Here is a 25,200-nt window from a genome sequence, read left to right on the forward strand (position 1 = left end):
GCGAAGGCCCCTCATTCAAACATCCAATCTTGTTCAGGAGACACGCATGCGTGAAGCCCTTATCGTATCCACCGCTCGCACGCCATTGACCAAAGCAGGTCGGGGTGCATTCAATCTGACGCCCGGCCCAACTTTGGCTGCCTATGCATTGCGAGCGGCAGTGGAACGTTCGAATGTTGACCCGGGGTTGCTGGAAGACTGCGTGCTCGGCTGTGCCTTTCCAGAGGGTACCACCGGCCGCAATGTCGGCCATATGGGCGCCGTGCGTGCGGAGTTGCCGATAGGCATCGCCGGCGCCACTATCAATCGCTTTTGTGCTTCCGGCCTGCAGGCCATTGCAATGGCCGCCGGCCGCATCGTGACTGATGGCGCACCGGCTGTCTTGGCTGGTGGCGTCGAGAGTGTGTCGCTGACAAGGCAGCGCGGCCCGGCGTCAGCGGCCGACCCGGACATTGATGCCTGGGTGCATGAGCACCGTGCGGCGATGTACATGCCGATGATTGAGACGGCCGATATCGTTGCCCGGCGCTATGGGATCACGCGGGAAGCCCAAGACCGCTTTGCCATGGAGAGCCAGCGGCGGACCGCAGCGGCACAGGAGGCAGGTCGTTTCGCGCAAGAGATCGTGCCGTGCCGCGCAACCATGGCGGTTCTTGACAAACAGGGCGGTGTGCTCGACCGCGTCGAGGTGACCGTGGACGCCGACAACTGCAATCGACCCGATACCACGCTCGAAGGGCTGGCCAAGCTGGCGCCGGTCCGTGGTCCTGATCAATTCATCACGGCCGGCAATGCCTCGCAACGCTCGGATGGTGCATCGGCTTGTGTGATGGTCGAATCGCGCGAAGCGGAGCGCTTGGGTCTCTCGCCATTGGGTGCCTTTCGTGGCTTTGCCGTCGCAGGTTGCGAGGCCGACGAGATGGGAATCGGGCCCATCTACGCGGTGCCCAAGCTTCTCAAGCGCCATGGTCTGACGGTGGATGACATCGGCCTGTGGGAGTTGAACGAAGCCTTTGCTTCGCAAGCGCTGTATTGCCAGCAGCGCCTGGGCATCCCGATGGAGCGGCTCAACGTGAACGGCGGAGCCATCGCGGTGGGGCACCCCTTCGGTGTAACCGGGTCGCGCCTGGTGGGGCATGTGCTTCTCGAGGGCCGGCGCCGGAAGGAGAAGTATGCGGTCGTGACCATGTGTATGGGCGGGGGTATGGGTGCGGCCGGCCTGTTCGAAATCTTCTGAGTCCCGGTGCGAGGTTTGTCATGGATTTGAATTACACGCCGGCGGAACTCTCATTCCACCAGGAAGTGCGCGATTTTCTTGCCGAGAACCTGCCCGACCGCCTGTCTAAAAAGGTCGCTGCGGGTTGTCATCTGAGTAAGGCCGAGCATGAAGAATGGCATGCCATCGTCAACCGTAAAGGGTGGCTCGCCAGCCACTGGCCGGTGGAATACGGCGGGACCGGCTGGAATGCCATTCAGCGCTTTATCTTTGAGCACGAGTGTGCGCTGGCCAATGCGCCGCGGATCATCCCATTCGGCTTGAGCATGCTGGCGCCAGTCATCATCAGGTACGGCACCGCCGCACAGAAGAAGCACTGGCTGCCGCGCCTGCTTGAAGGAGCCGACTGGTGGTGCCAAGGCTATTCAGAGCCGGGCTCAGGCTCGGATTTGGCTAGCGTGCGCACGACAGCCGTGCGTCAGGGCGATCACTACATCGTCAATGGCCAGAAGACATGGACTACACAAGGCCACTTCGCCAACATGATTTTCTGCCTGGTCCGCACAGATTTGGCGGCGAAGAAGCAGCAGGGCATCAGCTTTCTCCTCGTCGACTTATCGGCGCCAGGCGTCGAGATGCGTCCCATCGTCACTCTGGACGGCGAGCATGAAGTGAACGAAGTCTTCTTCACCGATGTGCGGGTCCCGGTCGAGAATCTGGTCGGGGAGGAGAACCGCGGTTGGGACTGCGCCAAATACCTGCTGACGTATGAGCGCACCGGCGTGGCGGGTGTTGGACACGCTTGCGCGCTGCTGGAACGCGTGAAGCGCGCGGCCCTGGAGCGCACGCAAGCGGGAGTGCGCCTCATCGATTCGCCCAGCTTTGCGGCGCGTCTGGCACAGGTCGAAATCGAACTGGAGGCCATGAAAACCACAAACCTGCGGGTGATCGCTGCCGTGGATGGGGGCGGCGTCCCAGGCGCGGAAAGCTCGATGCTCAAGGTCAAGGGAACCGAGATCCGCCAGGAATTGACCGCCTTGCTGCGAGTAATCCAGGGTCCGTATGCACGCGTGATGCCCGATGCCAACGCGGACCTGTCTTCGCCGATGTATCCGGGCGGCCCCACCAACGTGCAGTCTGGAACGCTCAACTACCTCAACCAGCGCAAGCTGTCGATCTATGGTGGCTCCAACGAAATCCAGCGCAACATCATTGCGAAGGCAATGCTTGGACTCTGAGCGCGACGGAGGAATACATGAATTTCCAGCATACAGAAGACCGCCGCATGCTTGCCGATGCGCTGAATCGTTACATCACGCAGGCGTATAGCTTTGAGACCCGAAGAAATATCGAAGCATCGCACGAGGGCTATAGCGAGGCCAAGTGGAACCAACTCTCCGAGCTAGGTGTGCTTGGCGCGCTGTTTACCGAAACGGAAGGCGGTTTCGGTGGGAGCGGCTTCGATATCGCGGTGGTGTTCGAAAGCCTGGGCCGCGGGCTGGTCGTTGAGCCAGTGTTGGGCAGCGCCCTGCTGGCCGGCAGCGCGGTGCTTGCGGCCGGACGTAGTGGGCATGAGTCGCTGGCTCAAGGTCTCATCAGCGGAAGCAGGATCGCTGCCCTGGCTCATGCGGAGCCGGACAGTGGGTATAGCCTGACTCATGTCTCGACTTTGGCTCGCCGCGATGGCGATGGCTGGATGTTGAGCGGCAGCAAGGCCAACATCACCCAAGGGCAGTCGGCATCGACGTTCGTGGTGAGTGCGAGGACTGCGGGCGAATTCGCGGATGTCGATGGATTGTCACTTTTTGTGGTGCCGGCCGGAGCGGCGGGCCTCAGTTTGCATGAGCATGCGGCTGTCGACGGGGGCAGAGTCATCGATCTGAAACTCGATGATGTTCGTTTACCTGCCACTGCCTTGTTGGGAGAGGAAGGCAGAGCTTCCGATGTCATCGAGTGCGCCCTCGGAAAAGGGGTACTAGCGCTGTGTGCGCAAGCCGTCGGTGCAATGGATGTGGCGCTTGCCAGTACGTTGGAATACCTGAAGACCCGCAAGCAGTTTGGCGTGCCTGTCGGTAGCTTCCAGGCGCTGCAGCATCGCATGGCCACGATGGTCATCGAGGTGGAACAGGCCCGCTCCGCCCTGATCAACGCCAGCGCGGCCGTCGACGGAACGGATCGTCTTGCACGCGAGAAAGCGCTGTCTGCTGCGAAGTATCTCATCGGCAAGGTCGGCACGATGGTGGCCGAAGAGTGCGTCCAGATGCATGGCGGTATCGGCATGACTTCGGAACTTCCGCTGTCGCACTATGCCAAGCGACTCTTGATGATTGACCATGAACTGGGTGACGCAGCTTTCCACCTGGAACGCTACACGCGCCTGAAGGAGGACTAAGCCATGGCAACGCAATCCATTTTGGTTGAGCGAAAAGACTCCGTCATTTCGGTCGTACTGAATGATCCGAAAACGCGGAACGCACTCAGCCCGGCGATCCTTGAAGAACTTGGCATCGTGCTGGCTAGTACGGCTGACGACGCATCCATTTCCGCCGTGGTGATCAGCGGGTCCGGCGGGTTCTTCTCTGCGGGAGGAGACCTTAATCAACTCGCAGCCAACCGGGTTCTTGCGCCAGAGGTTCGCATGGCGCGGATCGAGAGGCTCAACGCCTTGATTGCAGGTCTGCAGGCCGCTCCGGTGCCTGTCATTGCAGCGGTGGAGGGCGGCGCCGCGGGTGCGGGCATGTCGTTGGCTCTGGCATGCGACATGGTTGTGGCATCGCGGACCGCCAAGTTTGCGGTTGCTTATGTGAAGGCCGGACTGACCCCCGATGGCGGCCTAACAGGGTCCTTGGCTGCGGTCGTTTCACGTCAGGTCTTGTTCGAGCTATGTGCCCTGGGTGCTCCGCTCCCCGCTGAACGTATGCAGGCCATGGGGGCGGTCAACCAGATCGTCGACGAAGGCGAGGCCTTGAACGCTGCCCTGATGTTGGGCGCACGCTTCGCCAGAAGTCCGCGGCGGGCCCTCGGCCGGATCAAGCAGCTTTCGCATGCGGCTTACGTTAATCCGTTCGCTGAGCAACTAACGATGGAGGGCGGTCTGATGGTGGAGAGCCAGGCGGACGAAGAGGCAGGAGAAGGTATCGCAGCGTTTCTGGAGAAGCGTGCTGCTGACTTCGAACGTTTGCGAAACGCTTAAATACTTGCAGCCCGCGACACACATATATGCAGCAATTTACCGTGCTTGGCGTCTCAGCCTAGTTAAGTAGCGCCGGTTTCGAGCTCATGCATGATCAAACAATAAGGGGACAGCAGAATGGCAGAATGTAAATCTCGTCGTGGCTTTCTACAGGCCGCCGCGGCGCTGGGTACCGGCATCAGCTTTTTTCCGGATGTGTTCGCACAGACTGGATGGCCGCAGGCTCCAATCCAGCTCATCGTACCGTTCAGCCCCGGTGGCGCTACGGACGTAGTGGCCCGGGCGCTGGCAAATGGATTGCAGGAACGTCTTGGCAAGAGCGTCATCGTCGATAACCGGACCGGTGCCGGCGGCTCCATCGGGACGGCGGCCGTAGCCAGATCGAGGCCGGATGGCTTGACACTGACGGTCGGCCTGACATCTTCTCTGCTCATCAATCAATTCCAGTACAGGCGCCTGTCCTATGACCCGCGCAGGGACTTGATCTTCGTCTCTCAGCTAGCCATCGCACCCATGGCGATCTGCGTGGCGGACAAGCTTCCCGCAAAGAACATGGCCGAGCTGCGCCAGTACCTCGCCGCCCGGAAAGGCAAGGTTGCATACGGGTCCTACGGTAACGGCTCCTACTCCCATCTGGTGCTCGAGCACATGAACCGTTCCCTGAGTGCTGGTATGACCCACGTGCCCTATCGAGGCGAAACGGCCGTGGTCCAGGCGCTGCTAGGCGGCGAAATCGATCTGGGAATTTGCAGCGGCGTGGTCGCCGTTCCCCAGGCCAGGACTGGAAGGATTCGTGTGGTCGGCATTACGGGGCCGCAGCGTATGGAGGCGCTTCCAGAAGTCCCCACGCTCATCGAGCAGGGCATGATGGATGACGCGTATCGGGTTGTGGGTTGGGTGGGTATGGCGGCGCCTGCGAACACGCCTGCCGACATCATCGACCGCCTCGCCCGCGAAGCGGCCGCCGTCATGCATTCCGGGTCGGTCAAGGAGCGTCTCAAAGGGATAGGCCTGGTAGCGCTCGGCAACACGCCGCAGCAGTTCAAGGAGGCCTACGATCGCGAGTTTCAAATCTGGAAGCGCATGTTCGAAGCATCAGGCGCTAAGGTCGAGGATTAATCGTTGTTTCAGCCACACAAGCAAAGGAGATGGAAATGAGTGAATCTACAAGGGCGCCTGAAGTGCGCATGAGCCGCGATGGCCATATCGGCGTCATTACGATCGATAACGCTGCCAAGAAGAATGCGCTGACGCCGGAAATGATGCAGCAGTATTCGTCGCTTCTGACCGAGTTCGAGCAGGACGATGATCTCTGGGTCCTGGTCATTGATCCGGCAGGTGAACACACCACGGCGGGCCTCGACATGCCCAAGTTCTTCGGTCCGACGGCCACGGCAAAGCCGATTCCAGAGGGGCAGGTCGATCCGTTTGGCCTGAAGCGACGGTGCACGAAGCCGGTGATTTTTGTGGTGCAAGGCATCACTTACACGGCTGGTATCGAAATGATGCTCGCCAGTGACATCGTGATCGCGGCGGACACCGCCCGCTTTGGCCAGGTCGAGGCAAAGCGAGGCATCGCGCCTTTTGGCGGCGCGCACTTCCGGTACCTAACGCGCACCGGCTGGGGCAACGCGATGTACCACCTGTTTCTGTGCGAGGAGTTTACCGCGCAGCGCGCGTTGGAGCTGGGATTCGTGCAAGAAGTACATCCATACGGCAAGCACCGCGAGCGGGCGCTGGAACTGGCGCAGCAGATCTGCAAGTGCGCTCCTTTGGGGCTGAGGGCGACCAAGATCGCGTCAATGAAATTCCTGGAAGCAGCGGAGAAGGCTGCGATCGAAGCCATACCGGAGATTCGTCGCACCGTGCTGGGTTCGGAAGATTTCAAGGAAGGCATCAAGTCTTTCATGGAGCGGCGCGAGGCCGTCTTTGAAGGTCGCTGAGGGACCGAGATCGCGAACATTTGCGCAAAGGAGACACACAGAATGAGCAAAGACAATGCACAGCGGCCGCACGGTGCCGCGAAAGTTCACTTCCCCGCCGATCGTTTTCCGTATGGTTCCGAAGCGCGGTTTCACATGCACCATGCGCACCTCTTTGCCTCCGACATCGATGCAACCGTGGCCTTCTATCAGAAGTGGTTTGATGGCAAGGTAATGTGGGATGGTTCCTATGGTGGCTCGCGCAACGTGTTCATGCGCATCGGCATTGGCGCCCTGCATTTCTACTCACAGGGGCCTCGTGAGCACGGGCGCAATGCCATCCACCACCTCGGGATGCAGGTCGTTGGTCTAGAGGATTTGTACGAGCGGATGAAAACTGACGGCGTCGAGCTTCGAAATCCGATCCGCAAGGCGGACGGGAGCAGTTACCTCATGCTCGAGGCGCCGGATGGCGTGCTGTGGGAGCTTTTTGAACCCGGTATCGGACGTGATCCGACGGTGTTGCGCTACTACGGATTGGAAGCGCTTGCGGACCGGGCAGACCAATGACCTTATTTCGAGGAAGGTGGATCCGCTTCCACCTGACGTCCGTGAAGCACCAACAGGAGAATCGATATGGAGACCACGGCATGGACAGACACCTCGCGTTCATCAGATGAACGCGGGCGGGGACCCGCGCCACTGCAGGGTGTAAAAGTGCTAGACATGAGCCGGGTACTTGCCGGTCCTTGGACAGCGCAGATGATTGGGGACCTGGGAGCTGACGTGGTGAAGATCGAGGCCCTGGGCCATGGTGACGATGCGCGTCAGCTGGGAGTTGCCCCTGACGACGGCACGACCGGGCTCGCAGGGTCGAAATTCAGACTTCTACTTGGCTTGTAATCGCAACAAACGGTCCATCGCAGTGGATCTGGCGCACAAGGAAGGCAAGGAACTGGTGCTTCACCTAGTGCGGAGCTGCGACGTGCTTGTGGAGAACTTCAAGGCGGGTGGCATGGAGCGTCTCGGACTGGGATGGAGCCGCTTGTCTGAGAGCAATCCTCGCCTGATCCATTGTTCGGTGACTGGCTTCGGTCAGGATGGCCCTTATGCTTCGCAGCCAGCCTATGACTTCATCATGCAGGCAATGGCGGGGATGATGAGCACCTGTGGCTTGCCGGATGGAGTGCCAGGGGCTACGCCCATACGCACCGCGATTCCCGTGACAGATCTGAAACCGGATATCAAGCGACTGTAGCGGTTCTGGGCGCTCTCATTCAGCGAGGCATCACCGGGAGAGGTCAATTCATTGACGCTGCCATGCTCGACGCCAGCGTGGCCTTCAATGTCCATTTGGCGCAAGGGTACTTGATGGGGCTGGGAGTGCCAACGCGAAACGGCAACAACAATCCCATCGCTGCCCCTTCGGGTGTCGTTCAGAGTTCCGACGGCTGGCTGGTCGTCGCCGCCGGAAATGATCGCCAATTCGACAGCCTATGCTCAGTTCTGGGTGTCGGGCCGCTTCGCGAGCGGGCGGAGTTCGCTACCAATGCCGCGCGGGTCAAGCAGCGTAGCCAACTGCATGCGTTAATCGAGCCCGCTTTCCGCGTGCAAAGCAGCGCGCATTGGCGTGAAAGTCTGCAGGGCGCGGGAGTGCCCTGCACATCGATTAATGACATGCAGGCCACCTTCGAGGATCCTCAGGTCCGGCATCGAAAAATGGTCATCGAAGTGCCTCAGGGTAAAGAGAGAACGTTACCGATTCTGCGCAGTGCTCTAAACATGTCCAGCTACGAGGTGACGTACAGGGCGCCACCGATGTTGGCCCAGCATACACGCGAAGTTCTGCGGGAATGGGCAGGATTGGCTGACTCCCAGATCGAAGCATTGCTGCGGAAAGGGGCCATTGCGGTAGCAGGTCAATAGGATGTACTGCGCTTTTTGGCACGGCTTCCGAGACCGTCTGAGTCTTGCAGCCCAGGGTTCCGATTTCTGCGCCGTGATGTACTCGATTCCAATGCCAGTCCGCCATGGAGCACTCTACTCCAATGATTCTGCAGCAATAAGCTGGCATGTCAGCGCGGATGGCGATTCAATGCCCGTTACCGTAGCGGTACTGACCATCTGATTCGAATAACCTGGACGATCTTTGCATGACAATCATCAGCGTAACTGCGCCGAGGGGCAGGTTCGACCTCGAGCAGCGCCAGCACTTGGCTAAGACGCTGACGGATGCCGTTCTCATTCCCGAGGTCGGGCAACCAGCCGCTGCGGCACGTGTCGGCTTTCGGGTGCACTTTGTTGAACTGGAAGCCGGATGTATGGCGATTGGTGGCAGGTTGCTGGCGGAAGCTCCGCAAGACATCCTCACAGTAGACGTCGCCGTCATGGACGCAGCATGGCCCCAGCCTGTCCGAACGAGAGTTATCGAAGGAATCCTTGCTGCCTTGGCCACAGCAGGCGGCATGCCGGTGCCTGCCCCGGCATGGTGGGTCAACTTTCGGGTCATCGAGGACGGTAGCTGGGGATCTCGCGGCAACGTCCTTCGCATCACAGACCTTCTCGAGTCGAGTGTCTTCACCCCGGAGCGCGTCGCCGAGATTCGCGCGGCGTTGCTGTGATCCTCAAATGCAGACGGTCGCCGCCTTGTCCCGTTGGAGAGCATGAGATGGTGCCCTCTGGTGGTGTGCCGATCCGGGCTTCCCTTCAACGATCCCGTGATATGCCATCTAGTTCATCGCGATGGGACGTGCATCTTCATGTGTCGCAGCGTCCCTTGTGGATGTTCTCATTCAGCCTATGACGGGCGGTCTGCTTCGGTACGCCGATTGTGGTGTCGTGTCGACACAGCATCTTGCGGCCCACGGATCAGCAAGCCAATGCGCTCGCGCAGGAACTCAACCAGTGTTCGTGTCGCTGGGGAAGGGTAGCGGCTAGGCAACGTCATGATGTATAGCGATTGGGGATCGGTCTGAATGCGATAGTCCGGCAGTATGGGCCGCAAAGCGTGGTAGCTGGGGCAGTGAGATACATAGGCGGGAAGCAGTCCGATCCCCAATCCCTGGCAGACCGCATCAGCAAGAAACGGAAAGTCGGCAGACTCAAGTGCGGGCTGCAGGGTAAGGGTGTAGTCTTCCTTCGGCTTGCTGTGGTGGACCAGGCGTAGCGGGACTCGGCGGCCAGGATATGGCCTGGCAATCAGGGTTCTCGTTTCAAGTTCGCTAGGGTCGTTGACAGGGCCGTGCCGCTCAAGGTAATCGGCAGAGGCGAACAGCATCAGATCAATGGAGAAGACCTCCCTAGCGATGTTGTCCAGAGGTGGGTTCCTGGCTATGCGGAGTGCCACATCTATCTGGGCGGCGATCAGGTCCTGAATCTCGTTGTCGAATGTCACCGAGAGTGTGATGCCTGGGTGTGCACGCGCGAACTCCATCAAGAGTGGCGCGGCAAAGAATCGTCCGAACCCAGTAGGAACGCTGATGCGCATATGACCCCTAAGCGTCTGGCCCAGGCTGTCGATGCAAGCGCGAGTCGTGCCCAAGTCACCAAGCATGCGTTGCCCGTATTGATACAGCATCTGTCCGGCTTCAGTCAGCGCCAGCCCACGAGGGGATCGCTGCAGCAGCAGGGCACCCGTTTCCTGTTCCAGTGCCTTAAGCTGATGGCTCACATTGGATCGCGTGACATTGAGCTTGCGTGCGGCCGCGCTGAGGTTGCCGCACTCGACGATCTCCACAAACAATCCGATAAGGTTCAGGTTCATTTAACGTATGGCTTCCGGCGTGGTGGGGCGCTCCAGCGCGTTTGGCTGGCTATGTTGTCTATGGTGTAAGTGGCTCGAAGCAAAGGTCGAGGCTCGCTACACGGTCAGACAACTGGCGGAAAAGGGCGCACGGTGACCGAACTATCCAGCAAACCGGTGAGGGCTGTCGAAGACAAGTTTTTTATACCGGGTATTGCGGCTCCATATGGGCTGGAGTCTGGCTGCGCGATATAAGTGCGCTATGCAGCACGTCAGAGGGGCTGCCGAAAGGACCTCGCAGGCTCATTCAGCCTGTGCGCCCGAGACTTTTACTAACATCTCCCATGTCGCGAGTTCGCGTTTGTAAGACGCAGCGAATGCTTCCGGCGTGTTGCCCACCGGCCGGAATCCCATTGCGACGATGCGTTCACGGATCTGGGGCTTGCGGCAGATGCTAATGACCTCCTGGGCCAGTCGCTCCACGACGGCAACCGGCGTCCTTGCCGGCACCGCCACGGCCATGAAGCCGACAATGCGATAAGCCTCGTCTTTAAGACCTTGCTCGGCCATCGTCGGAATAGACGGCAGGACGTCCATGCGTTGTTCGCCGGTGACGGCAATGATACGTAGCCTGCCTCCATCGGCATATGGCTTGGCACCCGGCGCACTGGCGAAGGCGAGCTGGATGCGGCCACCAACGAGGTCCTGGAGCATTGCCGTCTCGCCTTTGTAGGGGGCATGCACCATGTTCGCGTTCTGGCTTTTGTCGAGGTAGGCGCCGCTGAGATGCGCGACCGATCCAGTGCCGTAGGAGCCGTAGGCCAGTTTGCCCTTGTTCTGCTTCATGTAGGCAAGCAACTCGGGTACTGTCTTGACAGGCAAGCTCGAATGCACGACAAGTACGAGCGGCGCGTCTGCAACGCGCGATACCAGGACCAGGTCTCGCTGCGTACTGTAGGGCAGGTTCCGATACAGGAACTGGTTGGTCAGTATCGGCGCACTGAGCGAGAACAGGATCGTCTGTCCGTCCGGGGTAGCTTTCGCCACCATATCGGTACCGACAATCCCGCCTGCGCTCGCGCGATTTTCCACAACTATAGGTTGGCCGAGACGGCCCCCTAGCTGCTCGCCGATCAGGCGGGCCACACTATCTGTGGCGCCGCCGGCCGCAATGGGTACGACGAATCGAATTGGTTTGTCAGGCCATGATCCGCTGGCCTGGGCGCGAGTCCACGGCGCAAGCAGCAACGCGGTACTGATGGCGCCGATATGGGCAAGCCAGGCACGTCGCGCAGATTTGGAAGGGCTCACGAGTGTCTCCGTTGTTATGTCAGGTAGGCCCAAGGTCAAGGCTTATGCAGGAGCCGCCGGGGATCCCCCGGCAACTCTTCTGGCTAGCGGCAGCGCTTGGCTGAGCTGAAGTCAGGCTTCTGGGCGGCCTTCAGAAGATTTCAAAGAGGCCTGCCGCACCCATGCCACCGGCGATGCACATGGTCACGACGCCCCATTTGGCCTTGCGCCGGCGGCCCTCCAGCAGGATGTGCCCTGCCAGACGGGCACCCGTCATGCCAAATGGGTGTCCGATCGAAATGGCGCCACCATTCACGTTCAGGCGCTCTGTCGGAATGCCAAGCTTCTGCTGGCAGTAGACGGCCTGGGACGCGAAGGCCTCGTTAAGTTCCCACAGGTCGATGTCCTCGGCTTTGAGGCCAAAGCGTTCTAGCAGCTTAGGTACCGCGAAGACCGGGCCGATGCCCATCTCGTCGGGCTCACAGCCGGCCACGGCCAGCCCACGGAAGGCACCGAGCGGCTGCAGGCCCAGGCGTTCGGCTTCCTTCGCCTCCATCAGCACGCAAGCGCTGGCACCATCGGAAAGCTGCGAAGCATTGCCGGCGGTGACGAACTTCTCCATTCCTTTCACCGGTGCCAGCTTGGCCAGCGACTCGTACGTGGTGCCAGGACGATTGCAGGTGTCATGGTCGACCGTCACCTCACGCAGGCTGACATGGCCGCTCTCCTTGTCGGTCAGAGACATGGTCGTGGTCACGGAGACAATTTCTTCTGCATACCGGCCAGCCTTCTGCGCCTCGGCGGTCTTGCGTTGACTGTCGACCGAAAAGCGGTCCTGTTCTTCCCGGCTGATCCCGTACCGCTGCGCCACCACGTCGGCGGTGTCGATCATCTCCATGTACAGCTGAGGCTTGTGTTCAACGATCCACGGATCCAGACCGCTCTTGCCGTCGTCCCGTGTGCGAATACCGGAAATGCTCTCGACACCGCCTGCGATCATTGCCGGCGCCCCGTCGACAACGATGCGCCCTGCAGCAATCGCGACGGCTTGTAGGCCGGAAGCGCAAAAGCGGTTGACCGTGGTGCCGCCAATGGAGAGCGGCAACTGGGACCTGATGACGGACTGTCGTGCGATATTCCGGCCGGTGGTACCTTCGGGATAACCGCAGCCGAGCACGGCGTCCTCGATGCGGGCGGGATCAAGGCCCGAGCGCTCGACCGCGGCCCGCACGGCGTAGCCGGCCAGCGTCGGGCCCGGGGTGATGTTAAATTCGCCGCGATGCGACTTGGTCAGCGGCGTACGAGCAGTTGAAACAATAACGGCCTGGCGCATTGGGTATCTCCTTGATACAGACAGATTGGGTGGCGCCGCGCCTTGAAAGGGCAGGGCGCGAGATCGACGATATTCATTCGCCGGTACGATTCAGGCTGGCGAAGTCCTTGCCTTCGGCAACCAGCTTTTCCAACAGAGGGGCCGGCTTCCAGAACAGTGGGTCTTCCTCTGCAAAATTGCGGATGTCAGCAAGGACAATTGGCAGTCCCACCGTGTCGGCATACTTCATTGGTCCACCCCGATGTCGCGGGAAGCCATAGCCACACAGGAACGTCACATCCACGTCGAGGGGCCGCAAGGCGATGCCTTCCTCGACAACCTTGGCACCCTCATTGACCATTGCCGCCATGTAGCGCCGCATGATTTCGTCAGCGTTGAACGGCCGCGGCGTGACGCCTGCTTTCCTGCGTTCTTCGTCTACGATGGCCAGCACCTCGGGGTCAGCCTGTCCGGAGCGGGCGCCTTGCGGATACAGATACCATCCGCGACCAGTCTTCTGCCCGAACCAGCCGCGCTCGCAGATGCGGTCGGCCACGTGTACGTAGCGCGCCCGCGGATCGCGGGTGGCCGCGCGGCGCTTGCGTGTCGCCCAGCCGATATCGCCGCCTGCGAGGTCCGACATCTGGAACGGTCCCATGGGATAGCCAAAGCCGCGCACGGCCTCATCGATCTCATAAGGCGATGCGCCGTCTTCAAGCATGTACTCGGCGGCCTGGCGGTATACGGCAAGGATCCGATTTCCAATGAAGCCGTCGCATACACCAGCGCGTACGGGCGTCTTCTTCATCTTCCTGGCCAGTGCGAATGCCGTCGCGACCACATCCGCCGACACTTGGGCGGGCACGACGATCTCCAGTAGCTTCATGATGTTGGCAGGGCTAAAGAAGTGCAGGCCGACCACGTCCTGTGGCCGACCAATGGCCCCGGCAATGGCGTCGATGTCCAGATACGAAGTGTTGGTAGCCAACACCGCGCCTGGCTTGCAAACGCGATCAAGCTTCTTGAATACGGCTTTCTTGATCTCGATATCCTCAAATACCGCCTCAATGACAAGGTCTGCGTCCGCAATGGACTCGTAGCTGGTGCTCGGCGTATAGCGTGCCAGGATGCTCGCCTTGCCCTCTTCTGTCAGGCGGCCCTTTGCAATTTGGCCGTTAAAGACCTTTTCGACATTCGCCTGGCCGCGAGCAATGGATTCAGGATCGCGTTCGACCATAACGACCGGCAGACCTGCTTCCAGCGCTGCCACAGTGATCCCTGCACCCATGGTCCCGCCACCGATGACCGCGAGCTTGGCAACAGGGCGCGGACTGCAGGCATTGGCTTCGGGGACTTTGGTGACCTCGCGTTCAGCGAAGAAGGCATGAACAAGACCGGCACGCTGAGGGCTATCCAGACACTCGAGGAAGAGTGCCCGCTCTTTCGCCAGACCCTCGTCAAATGACGATTCCACAGCAGCGCGCACGCACTCAACAATCTTGAGCGGGGAAAGCAGGCCACGCGACTTGCTGGCGGTCTCGGCAGCCAGCAAGTCGAGTTCAGCGAGGGCTGCAGCGGGATCATCGATGGAGCGCTTGCGGGAGCGACGTACGTGTGCCTTCGTATTCAGCAACGCATTGACGTAGGCGAGGCCGGCTTGAACGGCATCCTCGCCTTCTGCCAGATGGTCCACAAGGCCTGCGGCCAGAGCGGCTTTCGAAGAGAGATGCTTGCCGCTTAGCATCAGTTCCGCCGCAGCTTTCACGCCCATGATTCTGGGCGCACGCTGTGTGCCACCGGCGCCGGGCAACAGGCCGAGGTTGACCTCGGGTAGTCCCAGTTTGGCGTCCCTAAGGACCACGCGATAGTGAGCAGCCAGCGCGACTTCCAAGCCGCCGCCGAGCGCGGCGCCGCGCAGCACGGTGACCACGGGCTTGCCGCAGTCTTCGATGCGGTTGCACACTTCGGGCAGCGACGGAAGTTGCGGTGCCTGCCCGAACTCCCGGATATCCGCGCCAGCGATGAAGTTTGCACCCTCACCTACGATCAGAACTGCGGCAACCTGGTCGTCGGCGTCGGCCCTTTGCACGGCTTCGAACAAGCCGCGCCGTACTGCGGTAGAGAGCGCGTTGACTGGCGGGTTGTCTACCGTGATGCAGAGGATTGCGCCGTGCCGCGTGGTGTGAACCACGGGAAGTGGCGGGCAAGGTAAGGTTGTTGTCATTGCGTTCCGGGGCAGGGAAATCAGTAGTCGAAGTGAGACGAGGCCGTTGGTTTAGCCCACGGCATCAATTTCCTTAAGCAGCGTCCGGCCGATGATGACCTGCTGGATTTGCGTTGTCCCTTCGTACAGGCGCAGCAGACGAACATCGCGATAGAGGCGCTCAATTGCAAACTCATTGATGTAGCCGGAGCCACCGTGGATTTGCACGCCACGGTCTGCCACCCGACCGGCCATTTCCGTCGCGAACATCTTGGCGCTCGATGTAAGCACGCGTAGGGTAGGATCCGCACTGCCAGGCGGCAGTGCATCGAACTGTGCGGCACATTCCTTGACGAGCGCCCATGCCGCCAGTAGCTCGGCCTGGCCGTCTGCAAGCATGGCCTGTACCAATTGGAACTCACCGATTGGCTGGCCAAATTGCTTCCGTTCTCGCGCATAAGTCAGCGACTCGTCGAGTGCACGCTTGGCCATACCACAGCCAACGGCAGCCAGATGTAATCGCGCGCGGTTGAGCACCTTCATCGCAGTCTTGAAGCCGCGTCCGGGCTGGCCGCCGATGATATTGGCTGCCGGAACCCGCACGCCTTCCAGGATGACATCGCAGGTCTTGGTACCGCGCTGCCCCATCTTCTTGTCAGGCTTGCCGAGCGACAGGCCCGGTGCGTCAGCCGGCACAATGAACGCGGTAACGCCGTCGCTGCCGCTACCGCCCGTGCGCGCCATCAGGGTGAAGGCTCCTGCGAACGGCGCGTTGGAGATAAAGCGTTTGGTACCGGTCAGCACATAGTGGTCGCCGTCCGCCACTGCCTGGGTCTTCAGTGCGGCGGCATCGGTACCGGCATCCGGTTCGGTCAGCGCAAATGCCATCAGCAATTCGCCGCTCGCCACCCGCGGCAAAATGCTTTGCTTCTGCGCCTCGGTGCCGTCCATCAGGATGCCTTGCGAACCGATGCCAATGTTGGTGCCAAATACCGAGCGGAACGCTAGGGACGTCTGGCCGATCTCGTAGGCCACGCGACATTCCTGTGCCATGGTGAGACCAAGTCCGCCGTATGTCTCCGGAATGGACAGCCCGAACAGTCCAAGGTCTTTCATCTCCTGAAGCAGCTCTGGCGGCACGCTGTCGTGCTCTTCTACGTGGCGCTCGAGCGGCATCAGCCGCTCACGCACGAACCGGCGTACAGAGCCAAGAATAAGTTCAAACGATTCCGCATCCACACCTGTGTCAGACATAGCTATCACCGCTTCCTATTTGTTTGTTGATCGTGTTACGCGCGCCATAACGCGCGTAAACGGAGGCCAGCGCGCACGCCAAGAGGCTCCGCCAGCCGTATTCGTCGTTGCCTGCAAAGCAATGGATCATTCAGCTGTAACGCCTGCCGTGCGGGCCACCTTGCCCCAGCGCTGATCGTCATCGCGCAGCCGTCGTGCCGTCTCGGCAGGTCCGCCATAGGCAACGATTGCGCCTGTATTGAGTAGCTGAGTCCTGATGGCGTCGCTCTTCAGGACCTCCCGGAGTTCCTTGTCCAGGCGCGCCACGATTTGAGGTGGTGTGTCCTTGGGGGCCAACAGCGCACCCCATGCGACGCTGGTAAAGCCCGGCACCCCTTGCTCGGCAAGCGTGGGGGTATTGGGCAGGATGCTGACTCGCTGTGCCGAACCTATGGCGACCGCATGCAGCTTCCCGCTGCGGATATGGGGCAAGACTGCGACCATATCGGCGTTGACCATGTCGATCTGGCCGCCGAGAAGATCGACGACTGCCGGCGCCCCGCCCTTGTAGCCGATATGCTGGGCGTTGAATTTCTTCCTGCTCTTGAGATCTTCTATCGCCAGCTGGCCGATGCTGCCTGTGCCGCCGCTGCCGAAGTTCAGTCCGCCTGGCCGCTTGCGGGCGTGGTCGATAAGGTCCTGCAGATTCTTGATGCCGGGTGAATGGACGCTGCTGACCGCCAGTACATTGGGCAGGTCGTAGATCATCGAAACGGGTGTCAGCTCAGTGATAACGTCAAGGCGTATGTCCTTGTAGACGTGCTTGGCGAGCAGCATGGGAGTGGTGAACAGCAGGAAGGTGTTGCTGTCAGGCTTCGCTCGACCTACCTCTGCCGCGGCGGTCGTGCCGGAAGCGCCAGGCTTGTTGGTCACGACCACGGGGCGTCCAATGCGCTCGGCTAACGCCTTGCCAACAATGCGAGCTACGGTATCGGACGAGCCGCCGGCGGCATAGCCAACGACGATATTGATGGGGCGTGCCGGCAGTTCATCGGGCTGGGCCCAGGCTGTCACGGCGCTCAGCAGGACGGCAGTCAACGCTGTCTTTTTCATACGATTGCTCCTTGGTAGACGCGGGAATTGATATGTCAGGAAGCGCGGAGAGAAGGGCGATGAGCGCCCTGGGAATCGGGGCAGCGATTGAGTGGCTACCGGAACGCAGTCAGGATTCGGTATCTCGACAAGGATTCCCCGCTCGGAAGGTACGCTCAGCGCAGAGCCGGGTCCGTAATGCGAGCGATTGCCTGCTCCATTTCGGCCGACAGGCGCTGGATGATCGCACCCAGCGGCTCCTGGCGGTCAACGAAGGCAAGCGAATGTCCCGCGGACAAGATGCCGTTGTTCCAGTCCCCGGTGACATAGGCATTGCGCCCGATCTTACCGGCCACCAAGGGCATCAGCTCCTGGATCGACACCTGAGGGTTCGCCGCCTCCATCGCCTTGACTGCCGCGGTGGTGTCGTTGCGCAGGGCGCGCACCGTATTGCGCACGGACTGCATGCACAGGTCGGTATCGACCGGTTGCGCGGCGATCAGACGTTGCTTGTAGTTCGGATGAGCCCAGATCTCGTCGGCAACAAGGAAGCGCGTACCAATTGCGACGCCTGACGCGCCCATGGCCAGGGCTGCTGCAATTTGAGAACCATGCCCGATCCCACCTCCGATGAGGTAGGGCACCGCCAGTTGACCCTCGGCCCACGCGGCATTGACAAACGAGCCAACCATGTCGAGCCCTGGGTGCCCTCCACATTCCGCGCCGACAATCGACACAGCATCGACGCCGAGTTCGGCAGCCTTGACCGCATGCCGTACTGAAGCGACCTTGTGCAGAACCTTCACGCCGGCACGTTTGAGAAGCGGCAAGAAATCTTCCGGACTACGCCCGGAAGTCTCAACAAACCTCACGCCTTCGCTGACAATCAACTCGAAAACTTCCTGGGTTTTTTCGCCGGTCACCAGCTTGGGCAGCATCGAGACGTTGACGCCGAAGGGACCTCCATCGCAAAGCTCGCGGCACCGGCGGATTTCATCGCGCAGTGCGTCTAGGTCCGGAAGGCTCGCGGCCGTGATAAAGCCGATGATGCCCGCCCGCGATGCTGCGGCGACATACTCTGCATTGGCTAGCCACATCAGGCCGCCGGCAACGATAGGCAACCGGATACCGAAGAGCTCGGTGATGGCGGAACGGTAGATTGAGGTATTCATGCTGTGCTTCCTGGTGGGACGGGCTTGGCAGCCCAAATCAAATGACGCCAGAGGCTCTGAGTTCCTCAAGTTGCGGCGGTGCGATGTTGAGCAGCGTTTGTAGTACGTGCGCCGTGGCATCTCCGAGGGCGGGCGGGGGACGGCGGATCGGCATACGTTCCCCGTCAAAGCGATAAGGCGGCGTCAAGACCGGGGTGCTACCAGCCTCGGCATGGGGCTGCATTGTCACAAGGCCGGCTTCGCGAGCGCGCGCAGAGGTCAACGCGCCCAGCAGGGTTGACACTTCGCCGCAGGGAATATTGGCCTGGTGCAACCGCTCAAGCAGGTCCTGTCGTTTTCTCTTGCCGAGTTCGTGGCGAATTTCTGGCAGGAGGTCATGGCGGTTCGCCGAACGGTTGATGTTCGTGCCAAAGCGTTCGTCCGCCGCCAGGTCTGGGCGCTGGATGACGTCCTGGCAGAACCGGGCAAACTGGCTGTTGTTGCCGACGGTAATCACCAGCGGCCCATCTTCGGCGTCAAATACGCCATAGGGAACAATGGAAGGGTGCGCATTGCCGCATCGCGCGGGATCGGTGCCGCTGACCAGTGCCTCCAGGCCATAGTAGGCCGTCAGCATCAGCCCACAATCGAAGAGCGCCATTTCGATGTGTCGCCCCTTCCCGGTGCGATTGCGCTCGACCAGCGCGGCGAGCACACCTTGTGCAGCGTACATGCCGGTAAAGAGATCGACGGCGGCTACGCCAAACTTCAGGGGGGGCTGGTCGGCTTCGCCATTGAGAGCCATCAAGCCGGCCTCCCCCTGGACCACCAGATCATAGCCTGGCCGGGCCGCCTCGGACCCAGTACGGTCATAGCCCGAAATCGAACAGTAGATCAGATCTGGCTGCTCAGCGCGCAGGGCTTCGTAACCGAGGCCAAGCTTCTCGGCGCCGCCGAACTTGAAGTTCTGGATAACCACGTCGGATTGCCGGATCAGGTCGCGGGCGATCCGACGCCCTTGCTCTGACTGCAAGTCCACGGTGACAGACTGCTTGTTTCGATTGACGCTGTTGAAATATGCCGTTTGCGTCGATCCGACAGCCAGGCCCCAGTCCCGGGTGTCATCGCCGCGTTGCGGGTGCTCCACCTTGATAACCTCCGCGCCGAGGTCGCCAAGCACCATCGCACAGGTGGGGCCTGCGAGGATACGTGACAAATCGAGGACGCGGATGCCTGCCAATGGTAGGTGGGGATTGGTGTCGGGCATAAGGTTCGAACCGTGTAAGGGACGTGTATTGGGGCGTTTCAGCTGGCTGAGGCATCCGACGGGTGGCGCAAGGAGATGAAGTCCGGCGCCCGCTTCGCAAGGAATGCGGAAATTCCCTCGGCTGCTTCCTCATCGCCCAGCGATGCCACCATGAATGTGGCTTCGCATTCGAGTTGCTGGTCGAGGGAAACTTCATTGGCCTGTCGGCACAGCATCTTGATTCGTCCCATGGCCCTTTGCGGCCCCGCTGCAATGCTTGTTGCCAGCAAGGTGGCTTCGGGGAGGGCCTGTCCCAGATCTGTGAGCCGATTGACGACGCCAAGGCTATGCATGCGCTCGCCGGTCACCCGTGCTCCGGTCAGGCAGAGTTCGGTCAATAGCTGACGCGACACGAGCTCAGCCAGGAAGGCGGTGGCACCGCCATCCGGTGTGAGGCCGACCTTGACATAGGCGACAGAGAACGATGCGTTACGTGCTGCGACGAGCAGGTCGCAAGCCAGTGCGATGGACAACCCCGCGCCGGCCGCAGCCCCTTCGACAGCCGCAATCACCGGCTTGCTGCATGACCGGATGGCGCGGATCAGGACGTGCAAGCGCTCCATGGCCACGCGTCGCTCACCCACCGACATTTCCCGTCGCTTGGCAAGCTGGCTGAGATCTCCACCCGAGCAAAATGTCCCGTCTGCACCGGTCAGTACCACCGCGCCAATACTGGGATCGGCTTCGGCGTCAGCAAGTGCAACGGGCAGCGCTTCGAAGAAGGCGGGTGTGAGGGCATTGCGCGCGGCCGGGTTGTTGTTGGTCAGCACCAACACCGGCCCCTCCCTGTGCGTCAGAATAGAAGGGGTAACTGTCATGGCTGTCTCCGTGATGAGGTAGCGTTGGATCGGATTCGCTGTTGGTTGCCGCTCATTTCCACTCATATGGCGGAAAAGATGGCAGTGAGTGGCCGACAAATCCACAGCGAGGCCAGACGGAATATGTGTGGACCTAGTTGGTTGTCCATCCCGCCGGCACGCGCAAGTTCGCCGTGAGTAGCGAATGCGCGGTTGCTGATCTTCATGAAATAGGTTATGGCCATTGCTTGTTGCCGTGGCCTTGGCGCTGTCACTTCCGACAGATATACAGGAATCGCTAGTCCTGCCTGACGGCAAAGAGCAGGCTTTGAAGTCCGGGAAGAATGAGGCTGGGGCTCTGCATCGTGTCTCCAAGTCATCGCCAAACGAGCGGCCTGTGTTATGTGCCAATTGTCTGAGCAAGACTCTTCCCTGCCAACGCCATTGGCGTTCTACACGATGTCAAATTCAGTTCAACATCAGAGGTTAAGAACTGCTATGCGACTGGCTTTGATCAGGCGTCGGTCATGGGACGTCTAAGTCTGCTGATCGGTAAATAGGTGCGGTCGTCAAGGCATAGACAAGGGGGAGTCGCTCTCACACATGCCATTGGGGCGCCTTGTTGAGGCGACCGTCGCTATCGTGGCGCTGGCCACGGTAGCCAAGAGATGGGTCCCAAGAGATGGGTTCCGAGAGGCGGCGGTTCACCGGCGAACGAAAGTCACGGGGGACAGGCCGGACGATTGTGTTGAGCCCATATCTGGTTTGCTGCCAAGCCGGAAAGCCGATTCTGGAGCCAACCTCATGCCGGAGCGGTAGCGCGGACTCCACGGGGCCAGGCGTCGGAGCGATGTCGGGCAGAAGAGGCAGAAGGAAGCGCCGTGAGAAGGCTAGACTAGGGACTGACGCCTCCTCCGCGATTAGCAGTGGAGCCAGTGCGTCTGATATCGCGAAGCACGGTAGCATCGCTACGCGATGCAAGGCGAGACGGGCACGCCAACGGATTGAGGCGAACTATCCTGCGCGCGCCGGGTACGTCCGTTTTCCGACGGCCCGTCAGACCACCGTTGGCGTGCAGACCAAAATCGGCCCGCGGCATCTACTGTTGCAAGGCCCGGCAAGCCAGGTTGAAAGGCAGCTGAAGCGCCTGACTATGGCGGTCCGGCGCAAAATGATAACCAATACGTCGTCTGTTAGCGGTTCAGCCCGTTGACAGCGTACCGTGCGATTTCGGCAGCGATGGCTTCACGATCTTTTCGTGTCTCGGACTTTCTGGGTTGATACCAGCGGGATGTCCAGTTCAATGCGCCAAGCAGTGCCTTGACCACGATCCTGACATCCATGTCCCGCAATTCACCATTTGTCACGCCTTCCTCGAGTACCTGAAGGTACAGGCGCTCATTGCTGTCGCGAAGGGCCGTAATGCGCTTGATCTCAGCGCGCTCCTCTTCCGTTGTCCGTCCGCCCAGTTGTAATTCCAAACCTTGCGCGGCAACCCGAAGATAATCCAGGTGCTCCATCATTAGAAGGGAATGGGCGAAAGCCATGGACTCAAGCCGCTGGAGCGCCGGTGCTTCCGACATGGCGGCCGGCTCGATGGCAGCACGGGTCAACTCCATGGCGCGGCGCTGGACCGCGAAGAAAAGGATTGTCTTGCTGCGGAAGTGATAGTAGATGATCCCCTTGGTGGCACCATAGCTGTCACTGATGTCATCGAGGGACGTGGCGGCGAAGCCAAGCTTCATGAATATCGATGCAGCCGCATCAAGTATGGCTAGTTGCTTTTCATCGCCTTCTGGCGTTCCAATCTGACGTTTGCGCCCCATAACTGTTGATGTGTTTGGCTATTGTCGGAGTTGACGTCGTCCTCACGCTGGGTGGTCGACGACGTCCATCGAGGCGTGCAACGATATCAGATTTCGTGTGTCGCAAGCTGCACGTACGACGTCTCGCCCACTATTGCTTCGGCAGATTGAAGCGATTGACCAGCTTCGACTCCCGGTCTATCTCGGCCTTCTGGAAGGCCCGTAGCTGCTCCGCCGTTCCGGTAAAGGCACTGAAGTTATTCTGCTCGAGATATTGGGCTGTCTCGGCGTCCTTGAATACTGTCAGAAGCGTCCCCTCTAGGCGGGAAACGATGGACTTCGGCGTGCCCTTGGGCGCGAAGATGCCCCACCATGCCACCTGAAAGTACTCCTTATAGCCAAGTTCTTGCAGGGTAGGGATTTCCGGCGCAGATTTCATGCGGCGGTCGGACGTTAGGGCCAGCATTCGGATTTTTCCGCCTTTGACCAAGGGAAGCCCGGCGCTGTACTCCGCGATGGCGAAGTCCACCTGATTGCCTGCGAGGTCAGTCAGGGTCGGGCTGCTTCCCTTGTACGAGATGGCGTTCGCCTTGGCGCCGACAAGGGACATCAGCCATTCGGTCGCAATATTGTAGGTCGCGCTTCCGCTGCCATAGTTCAGCTTGCCCGCCTTCTTCTTCGCGTCGGCAAACAGTTCTGCCGCAGTCTTGTAGGGGGAGGCGGCCGGCACATACACCCCCATGGGGGAGTACGCCAGACGGGCTACAGGTTCGAGATCCGTCAGCGGGTTGTAGGGCAGCTTATCGTAAAAGGCAACGTTTGTAGTGACTGGGCCATTGGCGGCCCAAAGCAACGTGTAACCATCTGCGGGGGCATTGATGACGGTCTGCGCCGCGATGATCGCATTGCCGCCGGGCTTGTTTTCAATGACTACCGGCTTGCCGAGCGCCGTCTCCATCCGCTTCGCCGCATATCGTGCAACCGTGTCCGTGCCCGATCCCGGGGGGTAGGGGACTACTAGCTTTATGGGTCTTTCTGGATACCCACTCTGAGCGCAAGCGGCTAGTGGCGCCAGTGCAATACCGAGCAATGCCATCAGTGCTACATAATGCTTCATGTCTCTCTCCTCTTAAATAGCGGTCTTAGTTCTAGTCCGGAATTGGCGTTGGGTGCAGCGCGACTCTGCCGATGACCTTTCGCTCTGTAATCGCGCTCAATGCGTCTCTGAAACGTTCGAGCGGAAAGGACGCATAGGTTTCGGGGCGAAGCTTTCCTGCCGCCGCCCATTCCAGCATCTCTTTGAACGCTTTACGTACCTGGTCGGCCATGGTCGGTGGCGGGGCTTGTTTTCCCCACCCCATGTAGTAGCCCCAATAGATCCCAATTACCGTGACGTTCTTGACCAGCACGAGGTTGGCCGGTATCTGCGGAATCGTGCCGCCAGCGAAGCCCATCGGAATGATGCGTCCGTCCGGTGCAATGCAACGCAGCGACTCGTTGAAAGTGTCCCCGCCTACTGGATCAAAGATGACATCAGCGCCCCGCTGCGAAGTCTCGCGCAGGACTACGTCCCGAAAGTTTTCGTCTCGGTAGTTGATAGTAATATCGGCACCGTGGCGTTGTGCGGCGTCGAGCTTCGCGGCGTCGCCCGCCGTAGCAATGACGCGCGCACCGAGCATTTTGCCGATTTCAATTGCAGCAAGCCCGCTGCCTCCGGCAGCGCCATGTACGAGCAGAGTCTCGCCATCAGCCAGATTCGCCCGCCATTTAAGAGCGCCGTATGCTGTGGCATAAATCGTCGGGAATTGCACAGCCGCGTCGTAGTCGACGGCGTCCGGCAAGGCGAACACCGTCGACTCTGGCACGACGACTTCCTCAGCGAAGCCGCCGATGCGAACGCCCGCTACCACACGATCGCCAGGCTTGAAAAGGGAGGTGGCCTCGCCGCATTCCAGAACAACGCCAGCAACTTCGGTTCCGGGCGTGAATGGGGGTTCCCAACGGTTTTGGTGTTTGCCTTCCAGTACAAGCAAGTTAGCGAAACTTACCCCGGCGGAATGCACCCGAATGCGGACGCCGTTTGGTCGCATGCTGGGGGAATCGATCTCCGCGAGCTCTGTTTGGTCCAGGCCAAACTGACGACAGACGACGGCTTTCATGCCACGGCTCCGTGGCGACCCATTCCATCGGCGAATCGGGCGGCGCCAGCCTTGGCTTCGACTCGCTTAGCACGCTCGGCCAGCTCCGCTTCGAGCATCAAGGCATCCTGCATAGTTACGCCTTCTTGCCGGTACAGGGATTCTCGATCCGAGTTCATCGCGATCTGCGGGAACGCGGCCATGGTTGCAGCCAGACTCTCTGCCGCTGACCGTACAGTGCCATCAGGTACTACCCGTGTTGCCAGCCCTATCTGCAGCGCTTCCGGGGCGGAAACCATGCGCGCAGTGAGCAGCATGTCCAAGGCTTGGCTGGTGCCGATCAACCGGGGCAGTCGGACAGTTGTGCCATCGCTCATCGGCACCCCCCATCGCCGTGACAGGACGGCGAACGATGCGGATTCTTCTGCGATGCGAATGTCACACCACAGTGCCAGGCCCAGTCCGCCCGCACACGCGTGGCCCGCAACGGCAGCAATGACAGGCTTCCTCGCCGGCTTGGACAGAGGTCCATCAGCTCCGGCCCAGGCGTCATACTCGACGCCACCCGCGAGTTCTTTCAAGTCGGCGCCGGCGCAGAACGCGCCGCCGGTACCGTACAGCACCGCAACTTTCGCCTCTTCGTCGTTTTCAAAAGCACGAAGCGCGACTCCGAGAGCCGCGGTCGCCTCGCGGTCGAGTGCATTTCGCACCGTCGCACGGTTGATGATGATCGTTGTGACGGCGTTGTTTTTCTCAACGAGGATTTTTTCGCTCATAGCTTCGATCCCGAATAGATTTCA

General features: G+C 60.4%; 24 protein-coding genes. 11 read left to right on the forward strand and 13 right to left on the reverse strand.

Going from position 1 to position 25,200, the window contains the following annotated elements:
• Positions 1 to 46 precede the first annotated feature (46 nt).
• The 11 genes from E1J61_RS18275 to E1J61_RS18315 all read left to right on the forward strand — a co-directional run bounded on the left by E1J61_RS18275 (position 47) and on the right by E1J61_RS18315 (position 8,952).
• Positions 47 to 1,237, forward strand: a complete 1,191-nt coding sequence (locus tag E1J61_RS18275) for an acetyl-CoA C-acyltransferase (RefSeq protein WP_133095457.1) — start codon at positions 47 to 49, stop codon at positions 1,235 to 1,237.
• A gap of 20 nt (positions 1,238 to 1,257) precedes the next feature.
• On the forward strand, positions 1,258 to 2,454 hold the full coding sequence (locus E1J61_RS18280; RefSeq protein ID WP_133095458.1) for an acyl-CoA dehydrogenase family protein: 1,197 nt from the start codon (positions 1,258 to 1,260) through the stop codon (positions 2,452 to 2,454).
• 17 nt (positions 2,455 to 2,471) lie between these two features.
• The gene (locus E1J61_RS18285) at positions 2,472 to 3,608 is read left to right on the forward strand and encodes an acyl-CoA dehydrogenase family protein (protein ID WP_133095459.1); all 1,137 of its coding nucleotides are present in this window, start codon (positions 2,472 to 2,474) and stop codon (positions 3,606 to 3,608) included.
• Between the two features lie 3 nt (positions 3,609 to 3,611).
• Positions 3,612 to 4,409, forward strand: coding sequence for an oxepin-CoA hydrolase, alternative type (locus E1J61_RS18290; RefSeq protein ID WP_133095460.1), 798 nt, complete (start codon positions 3,612 to 3,614; stop codon positions 4,407 to 4,409).
• 117 nt (positions 4,410 to 4,526) lie between these two features.
• A complete protein-coding gene (locus E1J61_RS18295) occupies positions 4,527 to 5,528 on the forward strand; it encodes a tripartite tricarboxylate transporter substrate binding protein (RefSeq protein ID WP_133095461.1) in 1,002 nt (333 codons plus the stop codon).
• A 35-nt stretch (positions 5,529 to 5,563) separates the two neighbouring features.
• Positions 5,564 to 6,352, forward strand: a complete 789-nt coding sequence (locus E1J61_RS18300) for a crotonase/enoyl-CoA hydratase family protein (RefSeq protein WP_133095462.1) — start codon at positions 5,564 to 5,566, stop codon at positions 6,350 to 6,352.
• Positions 6,353 to 6,394: 42 nt separating this feature from the next.
• Complete coding sequence (locus E1J61_RS18305) at positions 6,395 to 6,901, forward strand: VOC family protein (protein WP_133095463.1); 507 nt, start codon at positions 6,395 to 6,397, stop codon at positions 6,899 to 6,901.
• Positions 6,902 to 6,967: 66 nt separating this feature from the next.
• Complete coding sequence (locus tag E1J61_RS38860; RefSeq protein WP_371704375.1) at positions 6,968 to 7,234, forward strand: CoA transferase; 267 nt, start codon at positions 6,968 to 6,970, stop codon at positions 7,232 to 7,234.
• A complete protein-coding gene (locus tag E1J61_RS38645; protein ID WP_256376136.1) occupies positions 7,143 to 7,589 on the forward strand; it encodes a CoA transferase in 447 nt (148 codons plus the stop codon). The genes E1J61_RS38860 and E1J61_RS38645 overlap by 92 nt, the downstream gene beginning before the upstream one ends.
• Before the next feature lie 29 nt (positions 7,590 to 7,618).
• The gene (locus tag E1J61_RS38650) at positions 7,619 to 8,257 is read left to right on the forward strand and encodes a CaiB/BaiF CoA-transferase family protein (RefSeq protein WP_256376137.1); all 639 of its coding nucleotides are present in this window, start codon (positions 7,619 to 7,621) and stop codon (positions 8,255 to 8,257) included.
• Between the two features lie 227 nt (positions 8,258 to 8,484).
• Positions 8,485 to 8,952, forward strand: coding sequence for a tautomerase enzyme (locus E1J61_RS18315; protein ID WP_133095464.1), 468 nt, complete (start codon positions 8,485 to 8,487; stop codon positions 8,950 to 8,952).
• A 176-nt stretch (positions 8,953 to 9,128) separates the two neighbouring features.
• Here the strand turns inward: E1J61_RS18315 and E1J61_RS18320 are convergent, their stop codons facing one another.
• The 13 genes from E1J61_RS18320 to E1J61_RS18380 form a co-directional block, all read right to left on the reverse strand.
• Positions 9,129 to 10,094: a LysR family transcriptional regulator gene (locus tag E1J61_RS18320; protein WP_133095465.1), complete on the reverse strand. Its 966-nt coding sequence runs from the start codon at positions 10,092 to 10,094 to the stop codon at positions 9,129 to 9,131.
• Between the two features lie 282 nt (positions 10,095 to 10,376).
• Positions 10,377 to 11,384, reverse strand: a complete 1,008-nt coding sequence (locus E1J61_RS18325) for a tripartite tricarboxylate transporter substrate binding protein (RefSeq protein ID WP_133095466.1) — start codon at positions 11,382 to 11,384, stop codon at positions 10,377 to 10,379.
• Positions 11,385 to 11,514: 130 nt separating this feature from the next.
• A complete protein-coding gene (locus tag E1J61_RS18330; protein WP_133095467.1) occupies positions 11,515 to 12,696 on the reverse strand; it encodes an acetyl-CoA C-acyltransferase in 1,182 nt (393 codons plus the stop codon).
• Positions 12,697 to 12,769: 73 nt separating this feature from the next.
• Positions 12,770 to 14,899, reverse strand: a complete 2,130-nt coding sequence (locus tag E1J61_RS18335; protein WP_133095468.1) for a 3-hydroxyacyl-CoA dehydrogenase NAD-binding domain-containing protein — start codon at positions 14,897 to 14,899, stop codon at positions 12,770 to 12,772.
• A 51-nt stretch (positions 14,900 to 14,950) separates the two neighbouring features.
• Positions 14,951 to 16,132, reverse strand: coding sequence for an acyl-CoA dehydrogenase family protein (locus E1J61_RS18340; protein ID WP_133095469.1), 1,182 nt, complete (start codon positions 16,130 to 16,132; stop codon positions 14,951 to 14,953).
• Positions 16,133 to 16,258: 126 nt separating this feature from the next.
• Positions 16,259 to 17,224 (reverse strand): tripartite tricarboxylate transporter substrate binding protein, encoded by a 966-nt coding sequence (locus tag E1J61_RS18345; RefSeq protein WP_133095470.1) that lies wholly within the window; start codon positions 17,222 to 17,224, stop codon positions 16,259 to 16,261.
• Positions 17,225 to 17,379: 155 nt separating this feature from the next.
• Positions 17,380 to 18,375 (reverse strand): nitronate monooxygenase family protein, encoded by a 996-nt coding sequence (locus tag E1J61_RS18350; RefSeq protein WP_133095471.1) that lies wholly within the window; start codon positions 18,373 to 18,375, stop codon positions 17,380 to 17,382.
• Between the two features lie 37 nt (positions 18,376 to 18,412).
• Entirely contained in the window at positions 18,413 to 19,621 is a 1,209-nt protein-coding gene (locus E1J61_RS18355) for a CaiB/BaiF CoA-transferase family protein (RefSeq protein WP_133095472.1), read from the reverse strand.
• Positions 19,622 to 19,659: 38 nt separating this feature from the next.
• The gene (locus tag E1J61_RS18360; RefSeq protein ID WP_133095473.1) at positions 19,660 to 20,478 is read right to left on the reverse strand and encodes an oxepin-CoA hydrolase, alternative type; all 819 of its coding nucleotides are present in this window, start codon (positions 20,476 to 20,478) and stop codon (positions 19,660 to 19,662) included.
• Between the two features lie 1,172 nt (positions 20,479 to 21,650).
• Positions 21,651 to 22,283 (reverse strand): TetR/AcrR family transcriptional regulator, encoded by a 633-nt coding sequence (locus tag E1J61_RS18365; protein ID WP_133095474.1) that lies wholly within the window; start codon positions 22,281 to 22,283, stop codon positions 21,651 to 21,653.
• A 130-nt stretch (positions 22,284 to 22,413) separates the two neighbouring features.
• Positions 22,414 to 23,379 (reverse strand): tripartite tricarboxylate transporter substrate binding protein, encoded by a 966-nt coding sequence (locus E1J61_RS18370; protein WP_133095475.1) that lies wholly within the window; start codon positions 23,377 to 23,379, stop codon positions 22,414 to 22,416.
• A 31-nt stretch (positions 23,380 to 23,410) separates the two neighbouring features.
• Positions 23,411 to 24,421: an NADPH:quinone oxidoreductase family protein gene (locus E1J61_RS18375; protein ID WP_133095476.1), complete on the reverse strand. Its 1,011-nt coding sequence runs from the start codon at positions 24,419 to 24,421 to the stop codon at positions 23,411 to 23,413.
• Positions 24,418 to 25,176 (reverse strand): crotonase/enoyl-CoA hydratase family protein, encoded by a 759-nt coding sequence (locus tag E1J61_RS18380; protein WP_133095477.1) that lies wholly within the window; start codon positions 25,174 to 25,176, stop codon positions 24,418 to 24,420. The genes E1J61_RS18375 and E1J61_RS18380 overlap by 4 nt, the downstream gene beginning before the upstream one ends.
• Positions 25,177 to 25,200 lie beyond the last annotated feature (24 nt).

It is taken from the genome of Cupriavidus sp. L7L, assembly GCF_004353535.1.
Lineage (GTDB): Bacteria > Pseudomonadota > Gammaproteobacteria > Burkholderiales > Burkholderiaceae > Cupriavidus > Cupriavidus oxalaticus_A.

Bases quoted from the DNA above. Each gene is read 5' to 3' on its own strand.
- E1J61_RS18285 (WP_133095459.1), top strand. From the start codon at position 2,472: ATGAATTTCCAGCATACAGAAGACCGCCGCATGCTTGCCGATGCGCTG.
- E1J61_RS18295 (WP_133095461.1), top strand. From the start codon at position 4,527: ATGGCAGAATGTAAATCTCGTCGTGGCTTTCTACAGGCCGCCGCGGCG.
- E1J61_RS18355 (WP_133095472.1), bottom strand. From the start codon at position 19,621: ATGCCCGACACCAATCCCCACCTACCATTGGCAGGCATCCGCGTCCTC.
- E1J61_RS18305 (WP_133095463.1), top strand. From the start codon at position 6,395: ATGAGCAAAGACAATGCACAGCGGCCGCACGGTGCCGCGAAAGTTCAC.
- E1J61_RS18370 (WP_133095475.1), bottom strand. From the start codon at position 23,379: ATGAAGCATTATGTAGCACTGATGGCATTGCTCGGTATTGCACTGGCG.
- E1J61_RS38860 (WP_371704375.1), top strand. From the start codon at position 6,968: ATGGAGACCACGGCATGGACAGACACCTCGCGTTCATCAGATGAACGC.
- E1J61_RS18375 (WP_133095476.1), bottom strand. From the start codon at position 24,421: ATGAAAGCCGTCGTCTGTCGTCAGTTTGGCCTGGACCAAACAGAGCTC.
- E1J61_RS18275 (WP_133095457.1), top strand. From the start codon at position 47: ATGCGTGAAGCCCTTATCGTATCCACCGCTCGCACGCCATTGACCAAA.
- E1J61_RS18315 (WP_133095464.1), top strand. From the start codon at position 8,485: ATGACAATCATCAGCGTAACTGCGCCGAGGGGCAGGTTCGACCTCGAG.
- E1J61_RS18340 (WP_133095469.1), bottom strand. From the start codon at position 16,132: ATGTCTGACACAGGTGTGGATGCGGAATCGTTTGAACTTATTCTTGGC.
- E1J61_RS18300 (WP_133095462.1), top strand. From the start codon at position 5,564: ATGAGTGAATCTACAAGGGCGCCTGAAGTGCGCATGAGCCGCGATGGC.
- E1J61_RS18330 (WP_133095467.1), bottom strand. From the start codon at position 12,696: ATGCGCCAGGCCGTTATTGTTTCAACTGCTCGTACGCCGCTGACCAAG.
- E1J61_RS18360 (WP_133095473.1), bottom strand. From the start codon at position 20,478: ATGACAGTTACCCCTTCTATTCTGACGCACAGGGAGGGGCCGGTGTTG.
- E1J61_RS18380 (WP_133095477.1), bottom strand. From the start codon at position 25,176: ATGAGCGAAAAAATCCTCGTTGAGAAAAACAACGCCGTCACAACGATC.
- E1J61_RS18280 (WP_133095458.1), top strand. From the start codon at position 1,258: ATGGATTTGAATTACACGCCGGCGGAACTCTCATTCCACCAGGAAGTG.
- E1J61_RS18345 (WP_133095470.1), bottom strand. From the start codon at position 17,224: ATGAAAAAGACAGCGTTGACTGCCGTCCTGCTGAGCGCCGTGACAGCC.
- E1J61_RS18290 (WP_133095460.1), top strand. From the start codon at position 3,612: ATGGCAACGCAATCCATTTTGGTTGAGCGAAAAGACTCCGTCATTTCG.
- E1J61_RS18335 (WP_133095468.1), bottom strand. From the start codon at position 14,899: ATGACAACAACCTTACCTTGCCCGCCACTTCCCGTGGTTCACACCACG.
- E1J61_RS18365 (WP_133095474.1), bottom strand. From the start codon at position 22,283: ATGGGGCGCAAACGTCAGATTGGAACGCCAGAAGGCGATGAAAAGCAA.
- E1J61_RS18350 (WP_133095471.1), bottom strand. From the start codon at position 18,375: ATGAATACCTCAATCTACCGTTCCGCCATCACCGAGCTCTTCGGTATC.
- E1J61_RS38645 (WP_256376136.1), top strand. From the start codon at position 7,143: ATGGTGACGATGCGCGTCAGCTGGGAGTTGCCCCTGACGACGGCACGA.
- E1J61_RS18320 (WP_133095465.1), bottom strand. From the start codon at position 10,094: ATGAACCTGAACCTTATCGGATTGTTTGTGGAGATCGTCGAGTGCGGC.